The 18,818-nt window shown below is 40.2% G+C and carries 19 protein-coding genes and 1 other annotated feature; of the genes, 13 read left to right on the forward strand and 6 right to left on the reverse strand.

The window, feature by feature from the left end:
- From artQ to PSF09_RS03015, 3 genes are all read left to right on the forward strand, one after another.
- Entirely contained in the window at window positions 1-741 is a 741-nt protein-coding gene (gene artQ, locus PSF09_RS03005; protein WP_210840300.1) for an arginine ABC transporter permease ArtQ, read from the forward strand.
- Window positions 738-1,406 (forward strand): arginine ABC transporter permease ArtM, encoded by a 669-nt coding sequence (gene artM / locus PSF09_RS03010; protein ID WP_210840299.1) that lies wholly within the window; start codon window positions 738-740, stop codon window positions 1,404-1,406. The genes artQ and artM overlap by 4 nt, the downstream gene beginning before the upstream one ends.
- A gap of 146 nt (window positions 1,407-1,552) precedes the next feature.
- Window positions 1,553-2,728 carry a hypothetical protein gene (locus PSF09_RS03015; protein WP_272665348.1) on the forward strand — a complete coding sequence of 392 codons (1,176 nt, stop codon included), beginning with the start codon at window positions 1,553-1,555 and terminating at the stop codon, window positions 2,726-2,728.
- 66 nt (window positions 2,729-2,794) lie between these two features.
- On the opposite strand, the gene rlmC is transcribed toward PSF09_RS03015, so the two are convergent.
- The 3 genes from rlmC to PSF09_RS03030 form a co-directional block, all read right to left on the reverse strand.
- Window positions 2,795-3,928 (reverse strand): 23S rRNA (uracil(747)-C(5))-methyltransferase RlmC, encoded by a 1,134-nt coding sequence (gene rlmC, locus PSF09_RS03020; RefSeq protein WP_272683474.1) that lies wholly within the window; start codon window positions 3,926-3,928, stop codon window positions 2,795-2,797.
- A gap of 9 nt (window positions 3,929-3,937) precedes the next feature.
- Window positions 3,938-4,453, reverse strand: a complete 516-nt coding sequence (locus PSF09_RS03025) for a YbjN domain-containing protein (RefSeq protein WP_210840384.1) — start codon at window positions 4,451-4,453, stop codon at window positions 3,938-3,940.
- 140 nt (window positions 4,454-4,593) lie between these two features.
- Window positions 4,594-4,920 carry a YbjC family protein gene (locus PSF09_RS03030; RefSeq protein WP_272665350.1) on the reverse strand — a complete coding sequence of 109 codons (327 nt, stop codon included), beginning with the start codon at window positions 4,918-4,920 and terminating at the stop codon, window positions 4,594-4,596.
- 160 nt (window positions 4,921-5,080) lie between these two features.
- On the opposite strand from PSF09_RS03030, the gene PSF09_RS03035 reads away from it, so the two are divergent.
- A complete protein-coding gene (locus PSF09_RS03035) occupies window positions 5,081-5,344 on the forward strand; it encodes a GrxA family glutaredoxin (protein WP_004256424.1) in 264 nt (87 codons plus the stop codon).
- Between the two features lie 247 nt (window positions 5,345-5,591).
- On the opposite strand, the gene PSF09_RS03040 is transcribed toward PSF09_RS03035, so the two are convergent.
- Window positions 5,592-6,020 carry a secondary thiamine-phosphate synthase enzyme YjbQ gene (locus PSF09_RS03040; protein ID WP_272683507.1) on the reverse strand — a complete coding sequence of 143 codons (429 nt, stop codon included), beginning with the start codon at window positions 6,018-6,020 and terminating at the stop codon, window positions 5,592-5,594.
- 199 nt (window positions 6,021-6,219) lie between these two features.
- Here PSF09_RS03040 and ybjG point away from each other — a divergent pair, with 199 nt between their 5' ends.
- From ybjG to PSF09_RS03055, 3 genes are all read left to right on the forward strand, one after another.
- Window positions 6,220-6,828 (forward strand): undecaprenyl-diphosphate phosphatase, encoded by a 609-nt coding sequence (gene ybjG, locus PSF09_RS03045; protein ID WP_210840385.1) that lies wholly within the window; start codon window positions 6,220-6,222, stop codon window positions 6,826-6,828.
- 851 nt (window positions 6,829-7,679) lie between these two features.
- A complete protein-coding gene (locus PSF09_RS03050; RefSeq protein WP_115167670.1) occupies window positions 7,680-8,996 on the forward strand; it encodes a serine/threonine transporter in 1,317 nt (438 codons plus the stop codon).
- 75 nt (window positions 8,997-9,071) lie between these two features.
- Window positions 9,072-10,439, forward strand: a complete 1,368-nt coding sequence (locus PSF09_RS03055) for an L-serine ammonia-lyase (protein WP_272665351.1) — start codon at window positions 9,072-9,074, stop codon at window positions 10,437-10,439.
- Window positions 10,440-10,520: 81 nt separating this feature from the next.
- Here PSF09_RS03055 and PSF09_RS03060 read toward each other — a convergent pair whose 3' ends face one another.
- Window positions 10,521-11,726, reverse strand: coding sequence for a serine hydrolase (locus PSF09_RS03060; protein WP_272683475.1), 1,206 nt, complete (start codon window positions 11,724-11,726; stop codon window positions 10,521-10,523).
- A 218-nt stretch (window positions 11,727-11,944) separates the two neighbouring features.
- Between PSF09_RS03060 and PSF09_RS03065 the strand changes: the two genes are divergently transcribed.
- Window positions 11,945-12,568 carry a glutathione S-transferase family protein gene (locus PSF09_RS03065; RefSeq protein WP_272665353.1) on the forward strand — a complete coding sequence of 208 codons (624 nt, stop codon included), beginning with the start codon at window positions 11,945-11,947 and terminating at the stop codon, window positions 12,566-12,568.
- On the opposite strand, the gene PSF09_RS03070 is transcribed toward PSF09_RS03065, so the two are convergent.
- On the reverse strand, window positions 12,569-13,396 hold the full coding sequence (locus PSF09_RS03070) for an SDR family oxidoreductase (RefSeq protein WP_272665354.1): 828 nt from the start codon (window positions 13,394-13,396) through the stop codon (window positions 12,569-12,571).
- Window positions 13,397-13,664: 268 nt separating this feature from the next.
- Window positions 13,665-13,792: a sequence feature (His leader region), on the forward strand.
- Between the two features lie 53 nt (window positions 13,793-13,845).
- Between PSF09_RS03070 and hisG the strand changes: the two genes are divergently transcribed.
- The 5 genes from hisG to hisH are packed head-to-tail and all read left to right on the forward strand — an operon-like array spanning window position 13,846 to window position 18,816.
- A complete protein-coding gene (gene hisG / locus PSF09_RS03075; protein WP_272683476.1) occupies window positions 13,846-14,745 on the forward strand; it encodes an ATP phosphoribosyltransferase in 900 nt (299 codons plus the stop codon).
- Window positions 14,746-14,751: 6 nt separating this feature from the next.
- Entirely contained in the window at window positions 14,752-16,068 is a 1,317-nt protein-coding gene (hisD, locus tag PSF09_RS03080; RefSeq protein WP_272683477.1) for a histidinol dehydrogenase, read from the forward strand.
- A 3-nt stretch (window positions 16,069-16,071) separates the two neighbouring features.
- Window positions 16,072-17,142, forward strand: coding sequence for a histidinol-phosphate transaminase (gene hisC, locus PSF09_RS03085; protein WP_272665356.1), 1,071 nt, complete (start codon window positions 16,072-16,074; stop codon window positions 17,140-17,142).
- A 13-nt stretch (window positions 17,143-17,155) separates the two neighbouring features.
- Window positions 17,156-18,223 (forward strand): bifunctional histidinol-phosphatase/imidazoleglycerol-phosphate dehydratase HisB, encoded by a 1,068-nt coding sequence (gene hisB / locus PSF09_RS03090; protein ID WP_272665357.1) that lies wholly within the window; start codon window positions 17,156-17,158, stop codon window positions 18,221-18,223.
- Entirely contained in the window at window positions 18,223-18,816 is a 594-nt protein-coding gene (hisH, locus tag PSF09_RS03095; RefSeq protein WP_115167675.1) for an imidazole glycerol phosphate synthase subunit HisH, read from the forward strand. Before hisB ends, hisH begins: the two co-directional genes overlap by 1 nt.
- Window positions 18,817-18,818: the final 2 nt, after the last annotated feature.

Below are 18,818 nucleotides of genomic sequence, written 5' to 3' on the forward strand. Positions count from 1 at the left end.
ATGAGCAACTTTCTATTTTTAACAAGTGCCGCCGGTATTACCGTCGGCCTTGCTGTTTCTGCACTGGTTTTGGGGCTGATCCTCGCCATGCTATTTACCGCGTGGGAATCCGTCCGTTTTAAACCTATTGCCTTTTTAGGGACTTGTTGGGTTACTTTGATTCGCGGTCTACCTGAATTACTGGTCGTGTTGTTTGTCTATTTTGGTACATTACAACTGATCAATTTGTTTGGTGATGGGTTCGATATAAACCTCGGTTTTTGGCAAGGCACTATCCAGATTGACCCCAGCATATTCTTTGCTGATAGTGGTGAATTTGATTACACCCCATTTGTTTGTGGTGTTATTGCCCTCGCCTTGTTATACGCATCTTATGCATCACAAACATTAAGAGGGGCTTTAAAAGCAGTACCTTATGGTCAATGGGAAGCCGGTTTTGCATTAGGCTTAAACAAACGTACTATTTTCTTTCGGTTCATTATGCCGCAAATGTGGCGCCATGCGCTTCCAGGCTTAGGTAACCAATGGCTTGTATTATTAAAAGATACTGCGTTAGTTTCACTCATCAGCGTTAATGATTTGATGTTGCAAACAAAAACAATCGTCAATAGGACTCACGAACCATTCACATGGTACGCCATTGTGGGTTTGATTTACCTTGCCATTACGTTAGTCAGCCAAGTTATTTTAAAACGTATTGAATTGCGTACGACTCGCTTTGAGCGAGGTGAATCAAAATGATGGATTTAATTTTAGATATTCTTCCTGGGCTACCAACCAGCTTATCACTGACATTTAGTGCTCTTATTGTAGCTTTTATCTTAGCGATATTATTTACTTTAATTCTTTCACTTAAAACCCCCGTGGTTTCTCAAGCCGTTAAAGTCTATATCACGCTTTTCACTGGTACGCCTTTATTGGTGCAGTTCTTCTTAATTTATAATGGTCCAAGCCAGTTTAAATCGCTGCAGAATTACCCAATGCTATGGGAGTTTATCTCAACCCCTTGGGTATGCGCCATGATAGCATTGGCACTAAATAGTGCAGCATATTCTACTTTGTTATTCCACGGTGCAGTTAAAGCTATTCCGTCAGGCCAATGGCAATCGTGCCAAGCCCTCGGGATGAGCAAAATGCAAACCATGCGTATTATTTTGCCTTATGCCTTTAAACGTTCGTTATCGTCCTATTCCAATGAAGTCGTCCTGATTTTCAAAAGTACTTCACTTGCCAGTACGATTACAATGCTAGATGTTATGGGTTACAGCCAACTGATCTTTGGTCAAAGCTGGAATGTGATGGCGTTTGTTGCAGCAGGAATTATTTATTTAGTGGTCAATGCAATTTTGACCATTCTAATGCGCTTAATTGAACGCAAAGCGTTGGAATTTGAGCACAGAGGTTAGTCCTTCTTTCTCGCCGACAAGTAAAAAAAGCTTGGTGTTATGCCAAGCTTTTTTTAATAAGATTCATTGTTTTTTGAAAGAACATTAAAATTACAAATACCATAATTCAGGTCATTGCATAAACAAAATAAATAATTGAGATGACTATGCCTAATATTAAATTTGACATTCCTTTTAATCAAAATAAATTAATTACCTATTTTAAAAAAGACAAAAAAAACATAATAAGTAACAAACTATCTCTTGTAAAGAATACATCACATATAACTAATGGCCTTTGTTATGGATTGTCCTCTGCTTATCTTTGTAATGAAAACAAGAATCAAGGTGATAAATTAATAAAAACCATAACTTCACAATTAAAAAAATGCAACCAAGATAAAGCATCAAACAAATTTAAGTTACTTAGTACAAAAACAAAGAAATACAATTATAATATATCGACATTGAACACTCATTTAGCTAATATTTTAAACATTCAAATAAATTGCTCACGCGCATATAATTTCAATTACATCTCATACAACTTAGATTCAATTATTGGAGAAACAGTGTCCCAAAAACTCTCTCTAGATAAAAAGATAAGCTACCTAAATACCAATGAAGAAACTAAACCATTAATAATTGATAATAAAAAAAACAACAGCTTATATAACATACTATTTTTTCTTAATGAAAGAAAAGATGTAATTAATGATAAAATATCATTTTCAAAAGAGAGTCATGAAGTTTTAAAACTGGTGAATTTATACTACAATCTGTTAAAAACAGAAAATATTGAATTCTATCCTAAATCAGATTTAAATATAGATATCCTTCATAAAATAAAAAATGACATAGAATTAAGTGAAGCTGAAGTAATAGATTTTTTAAAAAGCTCATTTAAATTTTTAGCCAAAAATGAAATGTATAAAAATACGTCTAAAAAATTAAACTTTGGTTTAGTAAACTGTAAAGAACGAAAAATCAATGACGATGAAAATTTAATTTTCAATAATAACCGTTCATCCATTCAAGAACTTAAGGACAGAATAAAAAGCATAATAAACAATGAAAGGGATTTTCATTCATTAATTATTTATGATAATCATTGCATGGCTATTTCGATTAAACGTAACTCAACAAGCTCCGATTATATCTATAAATTCTTTGATTCTAATAAAGGGATAAAAAAATATAAAACTCAAGAATCTTTTTTTGATGATATTGAAGAGTTACTTTCCAATCATAGTTCAGATAAAACTCTAATCAAAACACTGGATTTTCCAGTTGAAATAATCTCAATGGAATCACTTAATAATTCTAGTTATAATATTTTATAAAATAACTAGAATAAATTTTGAAAATAGAGCATAAAAATGTCGAACAATAAGCTGTTCAAATAGGCTTTACTGTTCGATTCGCTTTAGCAATGTCAGCACTTCAAAGTGTGCAGTATGAGGAAATAAGTCAAATAACTGGACTTTACAGACTTGATAGCCAGCCAACAGTTGTAAATCTTGCGCCATGGTTTGTGCATTACAGCTAGAATACAAAATATATTCAGGCTGCATATGCGTAAGGTAATCGCATAATTCCTTACCGATCCCTCGACGTGGCGGATTAACTAAAATAAGCTGAGGGATATCCTGATTCGCCGTGGCAAAACGCGTTGAATCAAGGGCTTTAAACTCAACATGCTTTAATCCAAGTTCATCCGCTGATTGCTGTGCGCTGGCAATCGCTGGTGCACTGATTTCTATCCCTGTTAAGCGAGTGTCTTTTTCAGCACAGTGCAACCCAAAACCGCCCACGCCACAAAACAGATCCCACAAGCTATCGATATCTAACGCTTTAACCCATTCTCTAGCGGTTTGGTATAATTTTGCAGCCACTATAGGATTCGTTTGGAAAAAACCTTGTGGACGAATAAATAAAGGGACTTGATTAAACTCTTCACGAAGTGTGCGCTGCTCCGTTAAGAAAATTTCATCCTCACCTTCAAGTATTGCCATATGCACGGGTTGAATATTGGCGGTGATCACCTCAAGCTGTGGCAACTGTTCTTGTAGCCATGGCAGTGCCTTTTTTAATTGCTCAATTTTTTTCTCTGAGCGCAACACAAACCGCAGCATAAATTTCCCAGTATGATGACTTTGAGTCAATAATAGGTATTTTAACTCACCACGTTTGCGTTCAATGTTATAAGGCGTCAGCCCTGCCCTTGCAATAAAAGGAATAATGGCACTAAACACATCAGAAAAGGCATCTGGATACAACGGGCAGTCCGTTAAATCTACACCTTGCCCATCTCGCCCAACAATACCTAAAATGGGCTTCTCAACACTACCACTAACGACCATTTTAGCTTTATTGCGAAAAGCCGTTTGCGGCCCTGTAGCTGGAGGCTGAAATAGGGAGGTATCAATAGCAGGTAAAAGAGCCTGTAGTTGGCTCTGCTTTTCAATAATTTGCTGTTCAGGAGTTAGTGTTAGCCATTGGCATGAATGGCATTGCCCTGTGGCATACTTTTCACAATGCATAACAAAGACTTAGTGGATGATTATCGAAGGTTTGTCGTCAAGAGAATGCTCAGAGTCTTCATCAACATTGTCATCGTCTTCACTGAAATCATCTTGATTCGCATACAGCAAGTTATTGCTAAAAATTTCAAATACAATAGCTGAAATTTGTTCTTCTGCTTGCTGTAAAAAATGACCGAATTGACGATATGTCATTCCTGCTGCTAATGAAAATGATTGGCTAACAATCAATTTAGGCAAGTTTTCATTATTTATTTCAAGGAAAACTTTTGCCGTTAATGAGCTGGCATTAATTTGGCTGATATTCGCCACTAACGTCACAATCGCTGTCGGTTTGAGCTCAGCTAATGCAGACAACACCAAAACATTATTTAAAATATCGAGCTTCGCATCAAAAATACCGTCAATATTTTGCATATGAGGTAAATGTAATGCAGAGCAGGAATCACACTCGAAATAAGAGGTTTTGAGTTGGTCTAGCCATTCACGTAACTTAGTGATGTCAGGGTAACAAATAGAATCCATGGGCAGTAACCTTCTTCAACTCAAAATAGTCGTGCAATATTGATTTGTTAGGGTTTTGGCACATTTTCCCCCTAACGAAAAAAACGAATAATTCTCACATATTGTAGGCCGAAACACCAGTAAAACCGCGTTTAATCTGCTTATTCATCGAGTTTATTATCTGTAGAGTCTGATTTTTTAGAGGCTTTCTTTTCTGGTTGTTTATTATCTATCCCCAAAAAACTCAGGCCATGAATTGCTCGCCAGACAATATTGATCATTGCAGGTACCAAACAGCCAATACCGACCATAATAATGCTGACGATAGCCCCCGGCTGCATTAAAGGCTCCGGCAGGGTGATATAGTCATTTAATGCCAACAACACAATGATAAGCAGAATGATCCCGACACCTTCTAACACGATAATGGGCTTTGGCATATCCGCCAATGAACGCATCGTCCCTTTAGACTGAGGTTTATTACTCATTCTTCCTCTCCTCTCATTATTGTGTCACTTCCTCAAACTGAGGATTATATGCCATACCTATAGGTATAACAGGAAAATTCGACTTTTATTTCATAATTTATGTAGGCATAGTATTGAGCATTGTAATTAGAATCTGAGTTCAAGATAAAAAGGAGATACTATGTATACTGTTATTTTTGGTCGTCCTGGCTGCCCATACTGCGTTCGTGCAAAAGAACTCGCTGAAAAACTGAAAAATGAACGTGAAGATTTTGACTACCGCTATGTTGATATTCAAGCAGAAGGTATTTCTAAAGAAGATTTATCTAAAACTGTCGGCAAACCTGTTGAAACCGTTCCACAAATTTTCATTGATGAGCAACACATTGGTGGGTGCACAGATTTCGAAGCTTATGCAAAAGAAAATTTAAATCTTTACAAATAGTTAGCCACTTCCGTTTTTCATCTCAACAAGCAAAGTTGTTCACTTATTTATCGGTGCTGACACTTTGCTTGTTCTTTTTGTGCTATTTAAGCCAAATTTAATAAAAATATTGCACTTTTTTTCATCTAGGTGAGAACTTTCTTTTTTAGACGGAGTCTTAATTAATGCCACTGCTTTTCTTTGATGTCCCCATATTGAGGAGCCCGATAGCCAACTTTTTGTTTTCCTGCTATCGGGTTTTTTGTTTCTAACGACTGGGTTCACCTTGCAATGTAATGATTAACCTACGTTTTCCACCATAATTTCGGTGCTCACATAAATAAATCCCCTGCCACGTCCCCAAGTTTAAACGCCCTTTAGTAATCGGAATAGTCAAACTGGCACCTAATAAACTGCTTTTTAGGTGAGCTGGCATATCATCACTTCCTTCATAATCATGTTTATAATAAGGCTCATTTTCAGGAACGGCCTGATTAAAAAAACTTTCGAAATCTTCTCTGACAGTGTAATCCGCATTTTCATTTATCGTTAAAGATGCCGATGTATGTTGAATAAAAATATTGGCTAAACCAACATTGATTAAACTAAGTTCGGGAAGCTGCTTGAGAATTTCTTCTGTCACTAAATGAAACCCTCTTGCTTTTGCGCTAAGTTGTATCTCTTTTTGCCACCACATCACTTTTTTTCTTCCTTTTACTTATCAAAGTCTGTTACTGCACTAAATAATTATTGAGTAATAGTTAAACCGCAAGTAAATTTGTCGCACAAAGCTTTCAATAATAAGACAAAGGGACTTTACCTGCTCATTAAGAAACTTTAATCTCCCTTTTTGACTCTATTCTGTCTCACTAACTATCTGTCCGAGGTACTGAACTGTGCTGGAACAACTTAACCTTGATCTATTCAATTTGATCAATGCCACTCCAGAAACCGCAAGTGGAACCATTGCTGTAGCGAACGTGATTGCGAAACGTTTAATTTTGTTATTTCCACTATTTACTGTTGCTTGTTGGTTTTGGGGCGCCCAGCCAAATATGACTCGCCAACGTGCCTTTGCCTGTAAAGCCGCTATTGCTATCGTCATTGGTTTAACTATCTCATGGTTAATTGGTTATTTTGCTCCACATGACCGCCCATTTGTCATGGGGGTTGGTACCAATTTCTCTGATCATGAAGCTACGCCATCCTTCCCGAGTAATCATGGCACAATTGTCTTTACATTCGCCTTCGCATTCCTTTTCTGGCTAAGAACTTGGGTCGGGCTTGTGATGATGATCCCAGCTGTTGTGATTGCTTGGTCACGTATTTACCTCGGTGTTCATTGGCCTTTAGATATGGCTGGTGCTTTCATACTTGCGATGGTGGCATGCGGCTTAACTCAAATTCTCTGGTCTCTTGGTGCGAATAAAATTCAATTACCTATCACTCAACTATATAGCTTTATTTTTTCCCCACTTATTCGTAAAGGTTGGTTTCAACCATAACAATATAGACTCAAATACTGGCATTAATTAATGCCAGTATTTTTCGCCTTATAAAAATTGAGCTAAATCAAAGTTTCTGTTTATTTTCATTTTCATCATTAAAACTTTTTTGAAGTTATCAATAAAATTATCAAAACAATTAATTAACAAATATTTTGTTACCTTTTTCAATTATTTTTTTCGTTGCAAAAAAAGTGACAAATATAGGTCTGAGAAAAACATAAAATAATTAATATATAGTTCTATTCCCTCCAATTTTCAAACTAATTAATCACGCAATAAACCAATCAATAAATGAAAAATATTTTGTTATTTTTCATGTAAATACAAAAATACACAGCTTAGAAAATCGTACTACTATTACAGTACAGTTCAATATTCACATTGATATGGATGATATTTTAACCAGCTACATTCCGATCATTAATATAATAATATTTTTCTAATAGAATTTTATTCTACTCACATTTAAGCAAAGAAAAACTTATTTACTCAGTATTTAATCGCTAACAAAAATAAACTTAACACAAATTTATTTAACAATTTTATAAAATATGATTATTTCTCGCAATCTTGGGGGATATTTCTCTTTTGAGATAATGATCACGGCATTTTATTCTGGTAAAATATAAATTCACACACTCAAAATCCACTGTTAAAATTAAATGATAAAAATACAAAACTGATTGAAAATCAATTTACCGTAAATTTTAGTTTTATTTCCAATCAGATTGTTACGCAAAAGAAAACAATTGTTATTGAGTAATTGTTCGTACCAAAAGATTAAAAGTTCGTAACGCAATTGCCGTTACGCTAAATGATTTTTTTGACTTATATTTTCGGAGACTATTATGGATGCAACAAAAGTTGGTTCCATCGACAAAACAGCCTCGCAAACAGTAACGAGTAATGCTTGGCGCAAAACTGACACAGTATGGATGCTGGGTTTATATGGTACAGCTATCGGTGCTGGAGTGTTGTTTTTGCCAATCAACGCAGGTATGAGTGGTTTATTACCTGTTTTACTGATGCTGGTATTAGCCTTCCCAATGACATTTTTTGCTCACCGTGGGTTAACACGCTTCGTTCTCTCTGGTTCAAAACCTGACGGTGATATTACTGAAGTCGTCGAGGAACACTTTGGTCGCACAGCAGGTAACTGGATCACCCTACTCTACTTCTTTGCTATTTACCCTATTCTTCTTGTTTATGGTGTTTCCATCACCAATAACGTCAATAAATTCTTAACCGAATTATTAGGCGTTGGCGCACCACCACGCTGGTTACTTGCCTTGATCCTTGTCGGCGGAGTCATGGCGATTGTAGCATTCGGTGAAAAATACATCGTCAAAGTCATGAGTATGTTAGTGTTTCCATTTATCGCCGTACTGGTTGCATTCTCACTGTATATGATCCCACACTGGTCTGGTGATGTACTGAATACCTTAACTTGGGAAGGTATCACTGAAGCAACAAAAAATACGGGTGGGCAAAGTATTTGGGTCACCATTTGGCTGACAATCCCTGTGATGGTATTCGCATTTAACCACTCGCCAATTATTTCTGCTTTCTCTGTGGCAAAACGTGAAGAATACGGTGATGCCGCTGAACAAAAATGTTCACGGATCCTTGCATCCGCGCACATTTTGATGGTGCTGACCGTTATGTTCTTCGTGATCAGCTGTGTATTTACCTTATCTTCAGCAGATCTCGCACAAGCTAAAGCACAAAATATTAGTATCCTTGACTATTTGTCTGGCTATTTTGATCAGCCATTCATCAAGTATGCTGCTGCAATTATTGCCTTTATCGCAATTATTAAATCTTTCCTCGGCCACTATTTAGGGGCTCGTGAAGGTTTCAATGGCTTAGTTGAACGTGCTTATCGTGCAAAAGGTAAAACCATTGATGTTCGCAAATTAAACCGCGGTACTGCAATTTTCATGTTAGTCACCACTTGGATAGTAGCAACATTAAACCCGGGTGTATTGGATATCATTGAAAGCCTAGGTGGCCCAGTTATCGCTATCTTACTATTCTTAATGCCAATGTATGCAATTAGCAAAGTACCTGCGATGCGTAAATACTCAGGTAAAATCAGTAATGTATTTATCGTAATTATGGGTCTGGTCGCTATCTCTGCGGCAACATATAAGTTATTCTTCTAATTGAAGCCACTAGGTAGCAACCAGTAATGGAAGCTACCTAATTTCAATGACTTTCTACAAAAGGAAGCACTGAATATGATTAGTGTATTTGATATCTTCAAAATTGGTATCGGCCCTTCAAGCTCCCATACTGTCGGCCCAATGAAAGCAGGCAAACAGTTTGTTGACGACCTTATCCAGCAAGAATTACTCACTCGTACGACACGAATTTCAGTAGATGTCTATGGCTCACTCTCTTTAACGGGTAAAGGCCATGCAACGGATATGGCGATTATTATGGGCCTTGCGGGTAACTTACCAGACACCATTGATATTGACGCTATTCCTGCTTTTATGCGTAATGTAGAGCAAACTGAAAGGCTCTCCCTTGCACACGGGCAACATGAAGTTGATTTCCCTACTGAAGGTGGCATGAATTTTCATACTACCAACCTCCCCCTCCATGAAAATGGAATGAGTATTACGGCATTCAGTGGTGATGATGTTATTTACAGCAAAAATTACTATTCTATCGGTGGCGGTTTTATCGTCGATGAAGAGCACTTTGGCCAGTCTGATGAAAATGCAGTGCAAGTCCCTTACCCATTTAAATATGCGGCCGACCTGCAAAAGCATTGTAAAGACACAGGGTTATCACTTTCGGCACTCGTGATGCAGAATGAATTAGCATTACGTAGTAAAGAAGAAATTCAGCAATACCTCTCGTCCGTATGGGAGGTCATGAAATCCGGTATTGAACGGGGAGTGACAACCGAAGGTTTACTACCTGGACCATTACGTGTACCGCGCCGAGCAGCCGCATTACGCCGTCAACTCGTGACAACCGATAACACCAATATGGACCCAATGGCAGTCATAGATTGGATCAATATGTATGCGCTTGCCGTTAACGAAGAAAATGCAGCGGGTGGTCGTGTTGTCACGGCACCAACTAATGGCGCATGTGGCATCATTCCTGCGGTATTAGCTTATTATGATAAGTTTATTCGCCCTGTGAATGAAAATTCCTATACCCGTTACTTTTTAGTTTCTGGTGTGATTGGTGCGTTATATAAAATGAATGCATCAATTTCCGGCGCCGAAGTAGGTTGCCAAGGAGAAGTGGGTGTTGCTTGTTCGATGGCCGCTGCGGGGCTCGCCGAATTAATGGGCGGTAGCCCTGAGCAAGTGTGTATCGCAGCAGAAATTGCCATGGAGCATAACTTAGGTCTCACCTGTGACCCTGTCGGAGGGCAAGTTCAAGTCCCTTGTATTGAACGTAACGCCATTGCTTCCGTTAAAGCCGTGAATGCGGCACGCATGGCACTTCGCCGCGTCAGTGACCCACGTGTTTGCCTCGATAAAGTCATTGAAACCATGTATGAAACTGGTAAAGATATTAACGCGAAGTATCGAGAAACTTCTCAAGGCGGCTTAGCGATTAAATTGGCTCACTGCGAATAGTATTGGTTATCTATCGTCTCTAAAAAAATGCCTGCTAATGCAGGCATTTTTTTGTTCACATCATTTTCAACTCAACCATTATTAACCGAAAATGGCACTCCACCAGCCACTAATGGTTTTCATGATATAATCCCAAATACGCCCAAAGAACCCCGCTTCTTCAACCGCATTTTTTGCGACTAAAGGGTGCTGTTCGACGACTTCATCATTAAGAATAAAGTTAATCGTTCCCACTGTTTGGTTCTTAGCAAGAGGCGCTTCAAGTGAATCGTTGGTGAGTTGAATATCCACTTTTAAGTTTTGCAATTGCCCTTTAGGAATAGTAATAGAAACATCATCGGCAACACCTAAATCAACTTCTGAAGTATCACCAAACCAGACACGCTGCTTTTTCAATGTGTCATCAGCTTTAATTGGCGTGACAGTTTCAAAGAAACGGAAACCCCATGTTAGTAATTTTTCGCTTTCAGAAAAACGCACTCGGTCACTTGGTGCCCCCAACACAACTGAAATTAAACGCATATCACCTTCTGTTGCAGAGGCGACTAGATTATGACCTGCACCACTCGTGTGCCCAGTTTTTACACCATCCACCTTTAAATTTTGGTTCCATAACAGACGATTTCGATTAGGTTGACGAATTTTATTAAAGGTAAATTCCTTTTCCTTGTGCAATGCGTATTCATCGGGAACATCACGGATCATCGCTTGGGTTAACAATGCCATATCCCGTGCCGTACTGTATTGCCCTTCAGAATCGAGACCATGAACCGTTTTAAAGTGAGTATTTTTCAAACCAATCTTTTGCACGTATTGATTCATTAAGCTCACAAATGAATCTTGGCTACCTGCAACATAATCAGCAAGGGCGATACTGGCATCGTTCCCTGACTGGATCACAATCCCTTTATTTAAATCCAATACAGAAACGCGGTCTTTTGGCTTCAAAAACATCAAAGAAGAGCCTTTCAAAACAGGATTACCCGTCGCCCACGCATCTTCCCCTACCGTGACCATGTCTTGAGGGGTAATTTTCCCTGCATTTACTGCCTGACCAATCACATAGCTGGTCATAATTTTGGTTAAACTTGCGGGGTCTAAGCGTTCATCTGGATTCCCAGAAGCTAAAATTTTACCGCTATTATAATCCATCAGAACAAATGCTTTTGCATCGACTTGAGGAGCAACCGGTGTCTGCGCCGCATAAACACTGCTACTTACGGCAACCAAAAGACTCAACCCGATACCTGCTCGGCGGGTTTTTAAAGACAACATTTTCTTACTCATCGGTTATTCCTTCACTTAATTCTACACATTTAAAATACGGTCATTGACTCAGCATCACTAAACGAGAAACCATCGCCGTGACAAAATTCGATAACTAGACCTAATATAAGACTTTAATTTCACAGAGGCCACAGCTAACAAATAAACATTTGCCTATGAGTGAATTTAATCTATCTTAACCATAGTCGATACCAAAAAAATCAATTTAGGAGACTGCAATGTTAACTGTTTGGGGACGCGTCAACTCTTCCAATGTCAAAAAAGTACTTTGGTGCTTAGAAGAATTAAATATCGCTTACAATCAAAAAGATGTGGGTGGCCCATTTGGTGGACTAGATACACCTGAATATATAAAAATGAATCCAAACAGCACCATTCCAACTCTACAGGATGATGACTTTGCGCTGTGGGAATCAAATACGATTTTACGTTACCTTACGGAAAAATTTGATCATTCTCACTTATTACTCGCACAAGACCTACAAGAAAGAGCTGCCGCCGATAAATGGATGGATTGGGGTGGTGCTAATTTATTCGACCACATTAAGCAAATGATGAACAAAATTGTTCGTGTCCCTGAAGCAGATAGAGACCCAGAGCAAGCTAAAATTATATATGGCAATATTAATCGATTACTCACAATTGCTGATAATGCATTAGCCAACCAAGCCTATTTCAGTGGTGATAAATTTGGTATCGCAGACATCGCTATCGCGCCACTATTTTACCCTTGGCATGAAATTGTGACTGAACGCCCTGAATTTAACAATTTGGAACGCTGGTATCAGCAGCTGACCACGCGTCCTGCGTTCCAAAAAATTGTCATGATCCCGATTAAGTAATCACAGAGTCATACTCATCAAACTTGGGTTTGGGTACTGGTATTCAAACCCGAGTTCTTGGCAAATTTTATTACCGTTAATGACTTTCCCTTCTAATGCATTCCCCTCTTCAATAAATTGTGGTGGAACTAAACCAATAGATTGAGCGGCATGAGTATAAAATTCGGCTCGTGTTGGGTGGATTGGCGCACAAAGGTTATAAATATGCCCGCCTTGTGGCTGCTGGAGCAATAATAAAATGGCGTCAATGACATCGTCTTGATGCACCATATTGACAGGCTGACTTGCCCCTTTCACCCCGGTTTTACCTGCTAAAAAACGCCCTGCATGTCGTTTTTCCCCGACTAATCCAGCTAATCGCAGAATATCTACCGATATGTTCGGTAACTGATGCAACCACTGTTCTGTCGCCACTAAAGCTTTAGCCGAATCCGTCACGCCATCCAATGGGCTATCTTCGGTCATTTCACCATTTTGCTCCCCATAAACCGCAGTAGATGACGTGAAAATAACTTTGGGTACCTGAAATGCTATTGCACTATTCACCAGTGTTTCAATCGCTGCCATATAGTATTCGGTATTAATTTTAGAAGGGGGAAGCAAGATGACGATAGCATCGCTTTGCATCATCAATTGCGCTAAATCATCGTTATCACATTCAAGTTCTGGGGTTAATTTCAATGCATAGCACTCAATTCCTACCGCTTGAGCGGCTTCAATACCATCTGGTGTTGTTTTAGTGCCAACCACATGAATGCCTTGGGACAATAAAGCTTGGGCAAGGGGTAACCCTACCCACCCTAACCCAATAATGGTGACTTTCTTCATACGATAACTCCTCAATCGACCAACTGACTGAAATTAATCACAGAGTAGCTGAAAACCATAAAACTTCCGAACACAATTTCTGAGAGATTAATCACTATAAAAGCGCATCAACTAATTATTATTGGTTATTTTTTAAAAAAAGGTTGCATTCATAGGGGGAAATCGGATAGGTTGAATACCAATGAGTATTTAGTTAGCACAATGAATGTTTAGTCATTCACTTAAATAACAGAACGGAAGACATTATGAATCGTATTTCACGCAACCATCATCATCACCATCATCCTGACTAGTCTTTCGGGCGATGTGTGCTGGAAGACGTTCAACGAATCTTCCGGTGGCTGAAATGCGAATTGAGAGAACCCTCGGAAGATAATCTTCCGAGGGTTTTTTTATTCTTGAACAAAGAGTTACTAAACAAAAAATTTTAAAGGGATAAGGGTAAAGTCATGTTGGATAAATCACGTTTACGTATTGCAATTCAAAAATCAGGTCGCCTGAGTGAAGAATCAAGAGAACTACTGGCTCGCTGCGGTATCAAAATCAACTTACAACAACAACGTTTGATTGCTTATGCAGAAAATATGCCTATTGATTTACTTCGCGTTCGTGATGACGATATTCCAGGGCTGGTCATGGATGGCGTTGTTGATTTAGGGATCATTGGTGAAAACGTTCTTGAAGAAGAATTATTAAACCGCCGCGCGCAAGGCGAAAACCCACAATACAAAACACTGCGCCGCCTCGATTTTGGTGGCTGTCGCTTGTCATTAGCTGCACCATTGGACTTCAACTACACTGGCGCAGAATGCCTGAATGGTTCACGTGTTGCGACTTCTTATCCACACTTGTTAAAACGCTATTTCGACCAAAAAGGCATTCAGTTTAAATCATGTCTGTTAAATGGTTCGGTAGAAGTTGCCCCGCGTGCTGGACTTTCGGATGCGATTTGTGACCTTGTTTCTACTGGTGCCACATTAGAAGCAAACGGCCTAAAAGAAGTGGAAGTTATTTACCGTTCGAAAGCGTGTTTAATTCAACGTGACGGTGAAATGTCAGTTGATAAACAACAACTTATCGACCGTATGATGACCCGTATCCAAGGTGTTATCCAAGCGCGCGAATCCAAATACATCATGTTACACGCGCCAAGTGAAACACTAGAAGAAATCATTGCCTTATTACCAGGTGCTGAACGCCCAACCATTCTGCCATTAGCCGGTGACAACAACCGTGTCGCTATGCACATGGTGAGCTCAGAAACCTTGTTCTGGGAAACCATGGAAAAATTAAAAGCCTTAGGTGCAAGCTCAATCCTTGTGTTACCAATCGAAAAAATGATGGAGTAAGCCGCTATGGAACTGGGATTTAACCAACCCATTCGCTGGGCAAGCTGTGATGAACAACAGCAAAGTGCACTGTTAATGCGCCCTGCTATTGCGGCTTCCGGTAGTATCAGTGCCGCAGTGCGTCAAATAATTGACCAAGTGCGTAACGAGGGCGACACTGCCCTCCAAGCACTAAGCCGTCGTTTCGATAAAACTGAAATCGAAACAGTGCAAGTACCTGCAAATGCCGTTGACGCGGCAGAGGCTCGTCTTGGCGATGAAATCAAAACAGCAATGAAAACAGCCATTAGCAACATTCGTCGTTTTCACGAAGCCCAAAAACCCACTCCGATTACAGTGGAAACACAGGCAGGCGTAGTGTGCCAACAAGTCACTCGCCCAATAGATGCGGTCGGTTTATATATTCCAGGGGGCTCTGCGCCTTTGTTATCAACGGTCATGATGTTAGGAACTCCGGCGAATATCGCAGGCTGTCGCAAAATTATTTTGTGTTCGCCCCCACCTATTGCCGATGAAATTTTGTATGCAGCGAAACTGTGCGGCATCAGTGATATTTTCCAAGTAGGTGGCGCACAAGCGATTGCAGCAATGGCATTTGGTACCCAAAGCATTCCTGCGGTTGATAAAATTTTCGGGCCGGGTAATGCCTATGTCACCGAAGCAAAACGTCAAGTTAGCCAAAGCCACGAAGGTGCAGCTATCGATATGCCAGCGGGCCCTTCTGAAGTGTTAGTGATTGCGGATAACGGAGCAAACCCAGCATTCACCGCATCTGATTTACTATCACAAGCGGAACATGGTCCTGATTCACAAGTCATTTTATTAACTGACGATGAAAACTTTGCCCAGCGCGTGATTGAAGAAACAGAAAAACAATTAGCGCAACTTTCTCGTGCCGAAATTGCGAGAGAAGCACTAAGTGCCAGCCGTGTCATTATTGCTGATTCGATCGAACAATGTGTTGAAATTAGCAATCGCTATGGCCCTGAGCACTTGATTTTACAAACACGCAATGCCGATGACCTAATCGATTCTATCACTAGCGCAGGCTCCGTGTTTGTCGGAGACTGGTCACCCGAATCTGCGGGAGACTATGCTTCAGGCACTAATCACGTATTACCAACTTACGGATATACTGCAACCTATTCAAGTCTTGGGCTCGCGGATTTTATGAAGAGAATGACGGTGCAGAAACTGTCAAAACAAGGGTTATTAGGTTTAGCCAACACCATCGAAACCTTAGCGCAAGCAGAGCAACTCACCGCTCACAAAAATGCCGTTACCTTACGCGTTAACGAACTAAAAAAACAAAATCGGGAGTAAGTCATGAGCCAACCATTTAATGCCGCCAGTCTTGCACGTGAAAATGTTAAAACCATGACCCCTTATATGTCTGCACGACGTCTAGGAGGAAATGGAGATGTTTGGCTCAATGCCAATGAATACCCAATTGCACCTGATTACCAATTCAGTGAACGCAACCTTAACCGTTACCCTGAATGCCAACCGGTAGCCGTGATCAATAACTATGCGGCTTATGCGCAAATTACACCTGAACAAGTATTGGTTTGCCGTGGGGCCGATGAATCTATCGAGTTATTGATCCGCGCATTTTGTGAGCCGGGTAAAGATGCGGTGATGTTTTGCCCACCAACCTATGGCATGTACAGCGTTAGTGCAGAAACCTTTGGCGTTGAACAAAAGAAAATCATGGCATTGCCTGACTGGGCATTAAACGTTAACGCGATCCGTGAAAACTTATCTAATACCAAACTGATTTATATTTGCAGCCCAAATAACCCAACGGGCAATATCATCGATAATAAAGATTTGCGTGAAGTGCTAGATATGGCGGCAGGCCGCGCATTAGTCGTTGTCGATGAAGCTTATATTGAGTTCTGCCCACAATACAGTGTGGCAAGCTGGTTAGCACAATACCCCAATTTGGTGATTTTAAGAACCTTATCTAAAGCCTTTGCATTAGCCGGTTTACGCTGTGGCTTTACCTTAGCCTCTCCTGAAGTGATTGAAGTGCTATTGAAGGTTATCGCTCCTTATCCTTTATCAACCCCTGTTGCGATGATTGCTGCTCAAGCCCTTGAACCACAAGGCATTGAAACCATGAAAAGTCGTGTAGTAACGGTAACAGAAAACCGTATTGCACTCAGTGAAGCTCTGCGCGACTTGTCTGTGGTTGAACATGTTTATCCGAGTGAAACTAACTATATTTTGGTGCGTTTCACCGATGGTAGTAAAGTCTTTAAAGCCCTATGGGATCAAGGCATTATTTTACGTGACCAAAGCAAACAGCCGGGTCTCATTAATTGCCTGCGTATTACTGTCGGGACAGAAATTGAAAATACCCGTGTTATTGAAGCTATTGCCGCACTTTGCTAATTAGGAATGACTCATGAGCCAGAAAATTTTATTTATCGACCGTGATGGAACATTAATTACCGAGCCACCAACCGACTTCCAAGTTGATAGCTTAAGTAAACTCGCCTTTGAAAAAGCGGTCATTCCTAGTTTACTTGCCCTGCAAAAAGCCAATTACCGCTTAGTAATGATAACCAATCAAGACGGCTTAGGTACAGAAAGCTTTCCTACGGCAGATTTCGAACCACCGCATAATTTAATGATGCAAGTATTTGAGTCCCAAGGTATTAAGTTTGATGACGTGTTAATTTGCCCACATAAGCCTGAAGATAACTGCGCTTGCCGTAAACCTAAACTTCAGTTGGTTGAGCGCTATTTAGATAGCAACGTACTAGACAGCGAAAATAGCTATGTGATTGGTGATCGCGAAACAGATATTCAACTCGCTAAAAATATGGGTATTAAAGGGTTACGTTATAACCCTACAGAACTAGACTGGAAAGCTATCACCACACAATTAACCAAACGCGACCGCCATGCGCTAGTCAAACGCGTGACAAAAGAAACCAATATCCAAGTCGAAGTGTGGCTAGACCAAGAAGGTGGCAGCAAAATTAGCACGGGTGTGGGCTTCTTTGACCACATGTTAGACCAAATCGCGACTCACGGTGGTTTCCGGTTAAACATTGAAGTCAATGGCGACTTATTTATTGATGACCACCACACTGTCGAAGACACGGGCCTTGCTTTAGGGGAAGCACTGAAAATCGCGCTTGGTGATAAACGCGGTATCGCACGTTTTGGTTTCGTTCTGCCAATGGACGAATGCCAAGCACGCTGTGCACTGGATATTTCAGGTCGCCCACACCTTGAATATAAAGCAGAATTCAAATATCAACGTGTCGGTGACTTAAGCACTGAAATGATTGAGCACTTCTTTAGCTCACTTTCCTATGCTATGGGTTGTACATTACACCTGAAAACCAAAGGGAAAAACGATCACCACAAAGCCGAAAGCTTGTTTAAAGTTTTCGGCCGTACACTGCGCCAAGCGATTCGTGTTGAAGGGGATACGTTACCTAGCTCAAAAGGGGTTCTGTAATGAACGTTGTCATCCTTGATACTGGCTGTGCGAATTTAGCTTCCGTGGCCTATGCGGTGAAACGCCTAGGCTATGACCCGGTGGTGAGCCGTGATACCAATACCATTTTACAAGCCGACAAAGTCTTTTTGCCGGGTGTCGGTACGGCTAGCGCGGCCATGGAAAAGCTCACTGAACGTGAATTAGTGCCGTTAATTAAAGCCCTGACTCAACCCGTGTTAGGCATCTGTTTAGGTATGCAATTACTCGGTTCTTTCAGTGAAGAAGGTCAATCAACGGTGCCACTACTGGGGTTAATTGATAGCCCTGTACAAAAAATGGATGCCAATGGGCTTCCAGTTCCACATAGCGGCTGGAACCAAGTAAAAGCCCTAGCAGGAAATCCTTTGTTTAGGGATATCCCTGATAATGCCTATTTCTATTTTGTACACAGTTATTCGATGCCAATTTCCAGTAATACCATCGCACAAACTCAGTATGGCAACCCGTTTAGTAGCGCGGTGAATCGCGATAACTTCTACGGTGTCCAATTTCACCCAGAACGTTCTGGCACCGCAGGTTCACGCTTGATTCAAAACTTTTTGGAGATGTAATT

The organism is Providencia sp. PROV141 (assembly GCF_028481645.1).
Classification (GTDB): Bacteria; Pseudomonadota; Gammaproteobacteria; order Enterobacterales; family Enterobacteriaceae; genus Providencia; species Providencia rettgeri.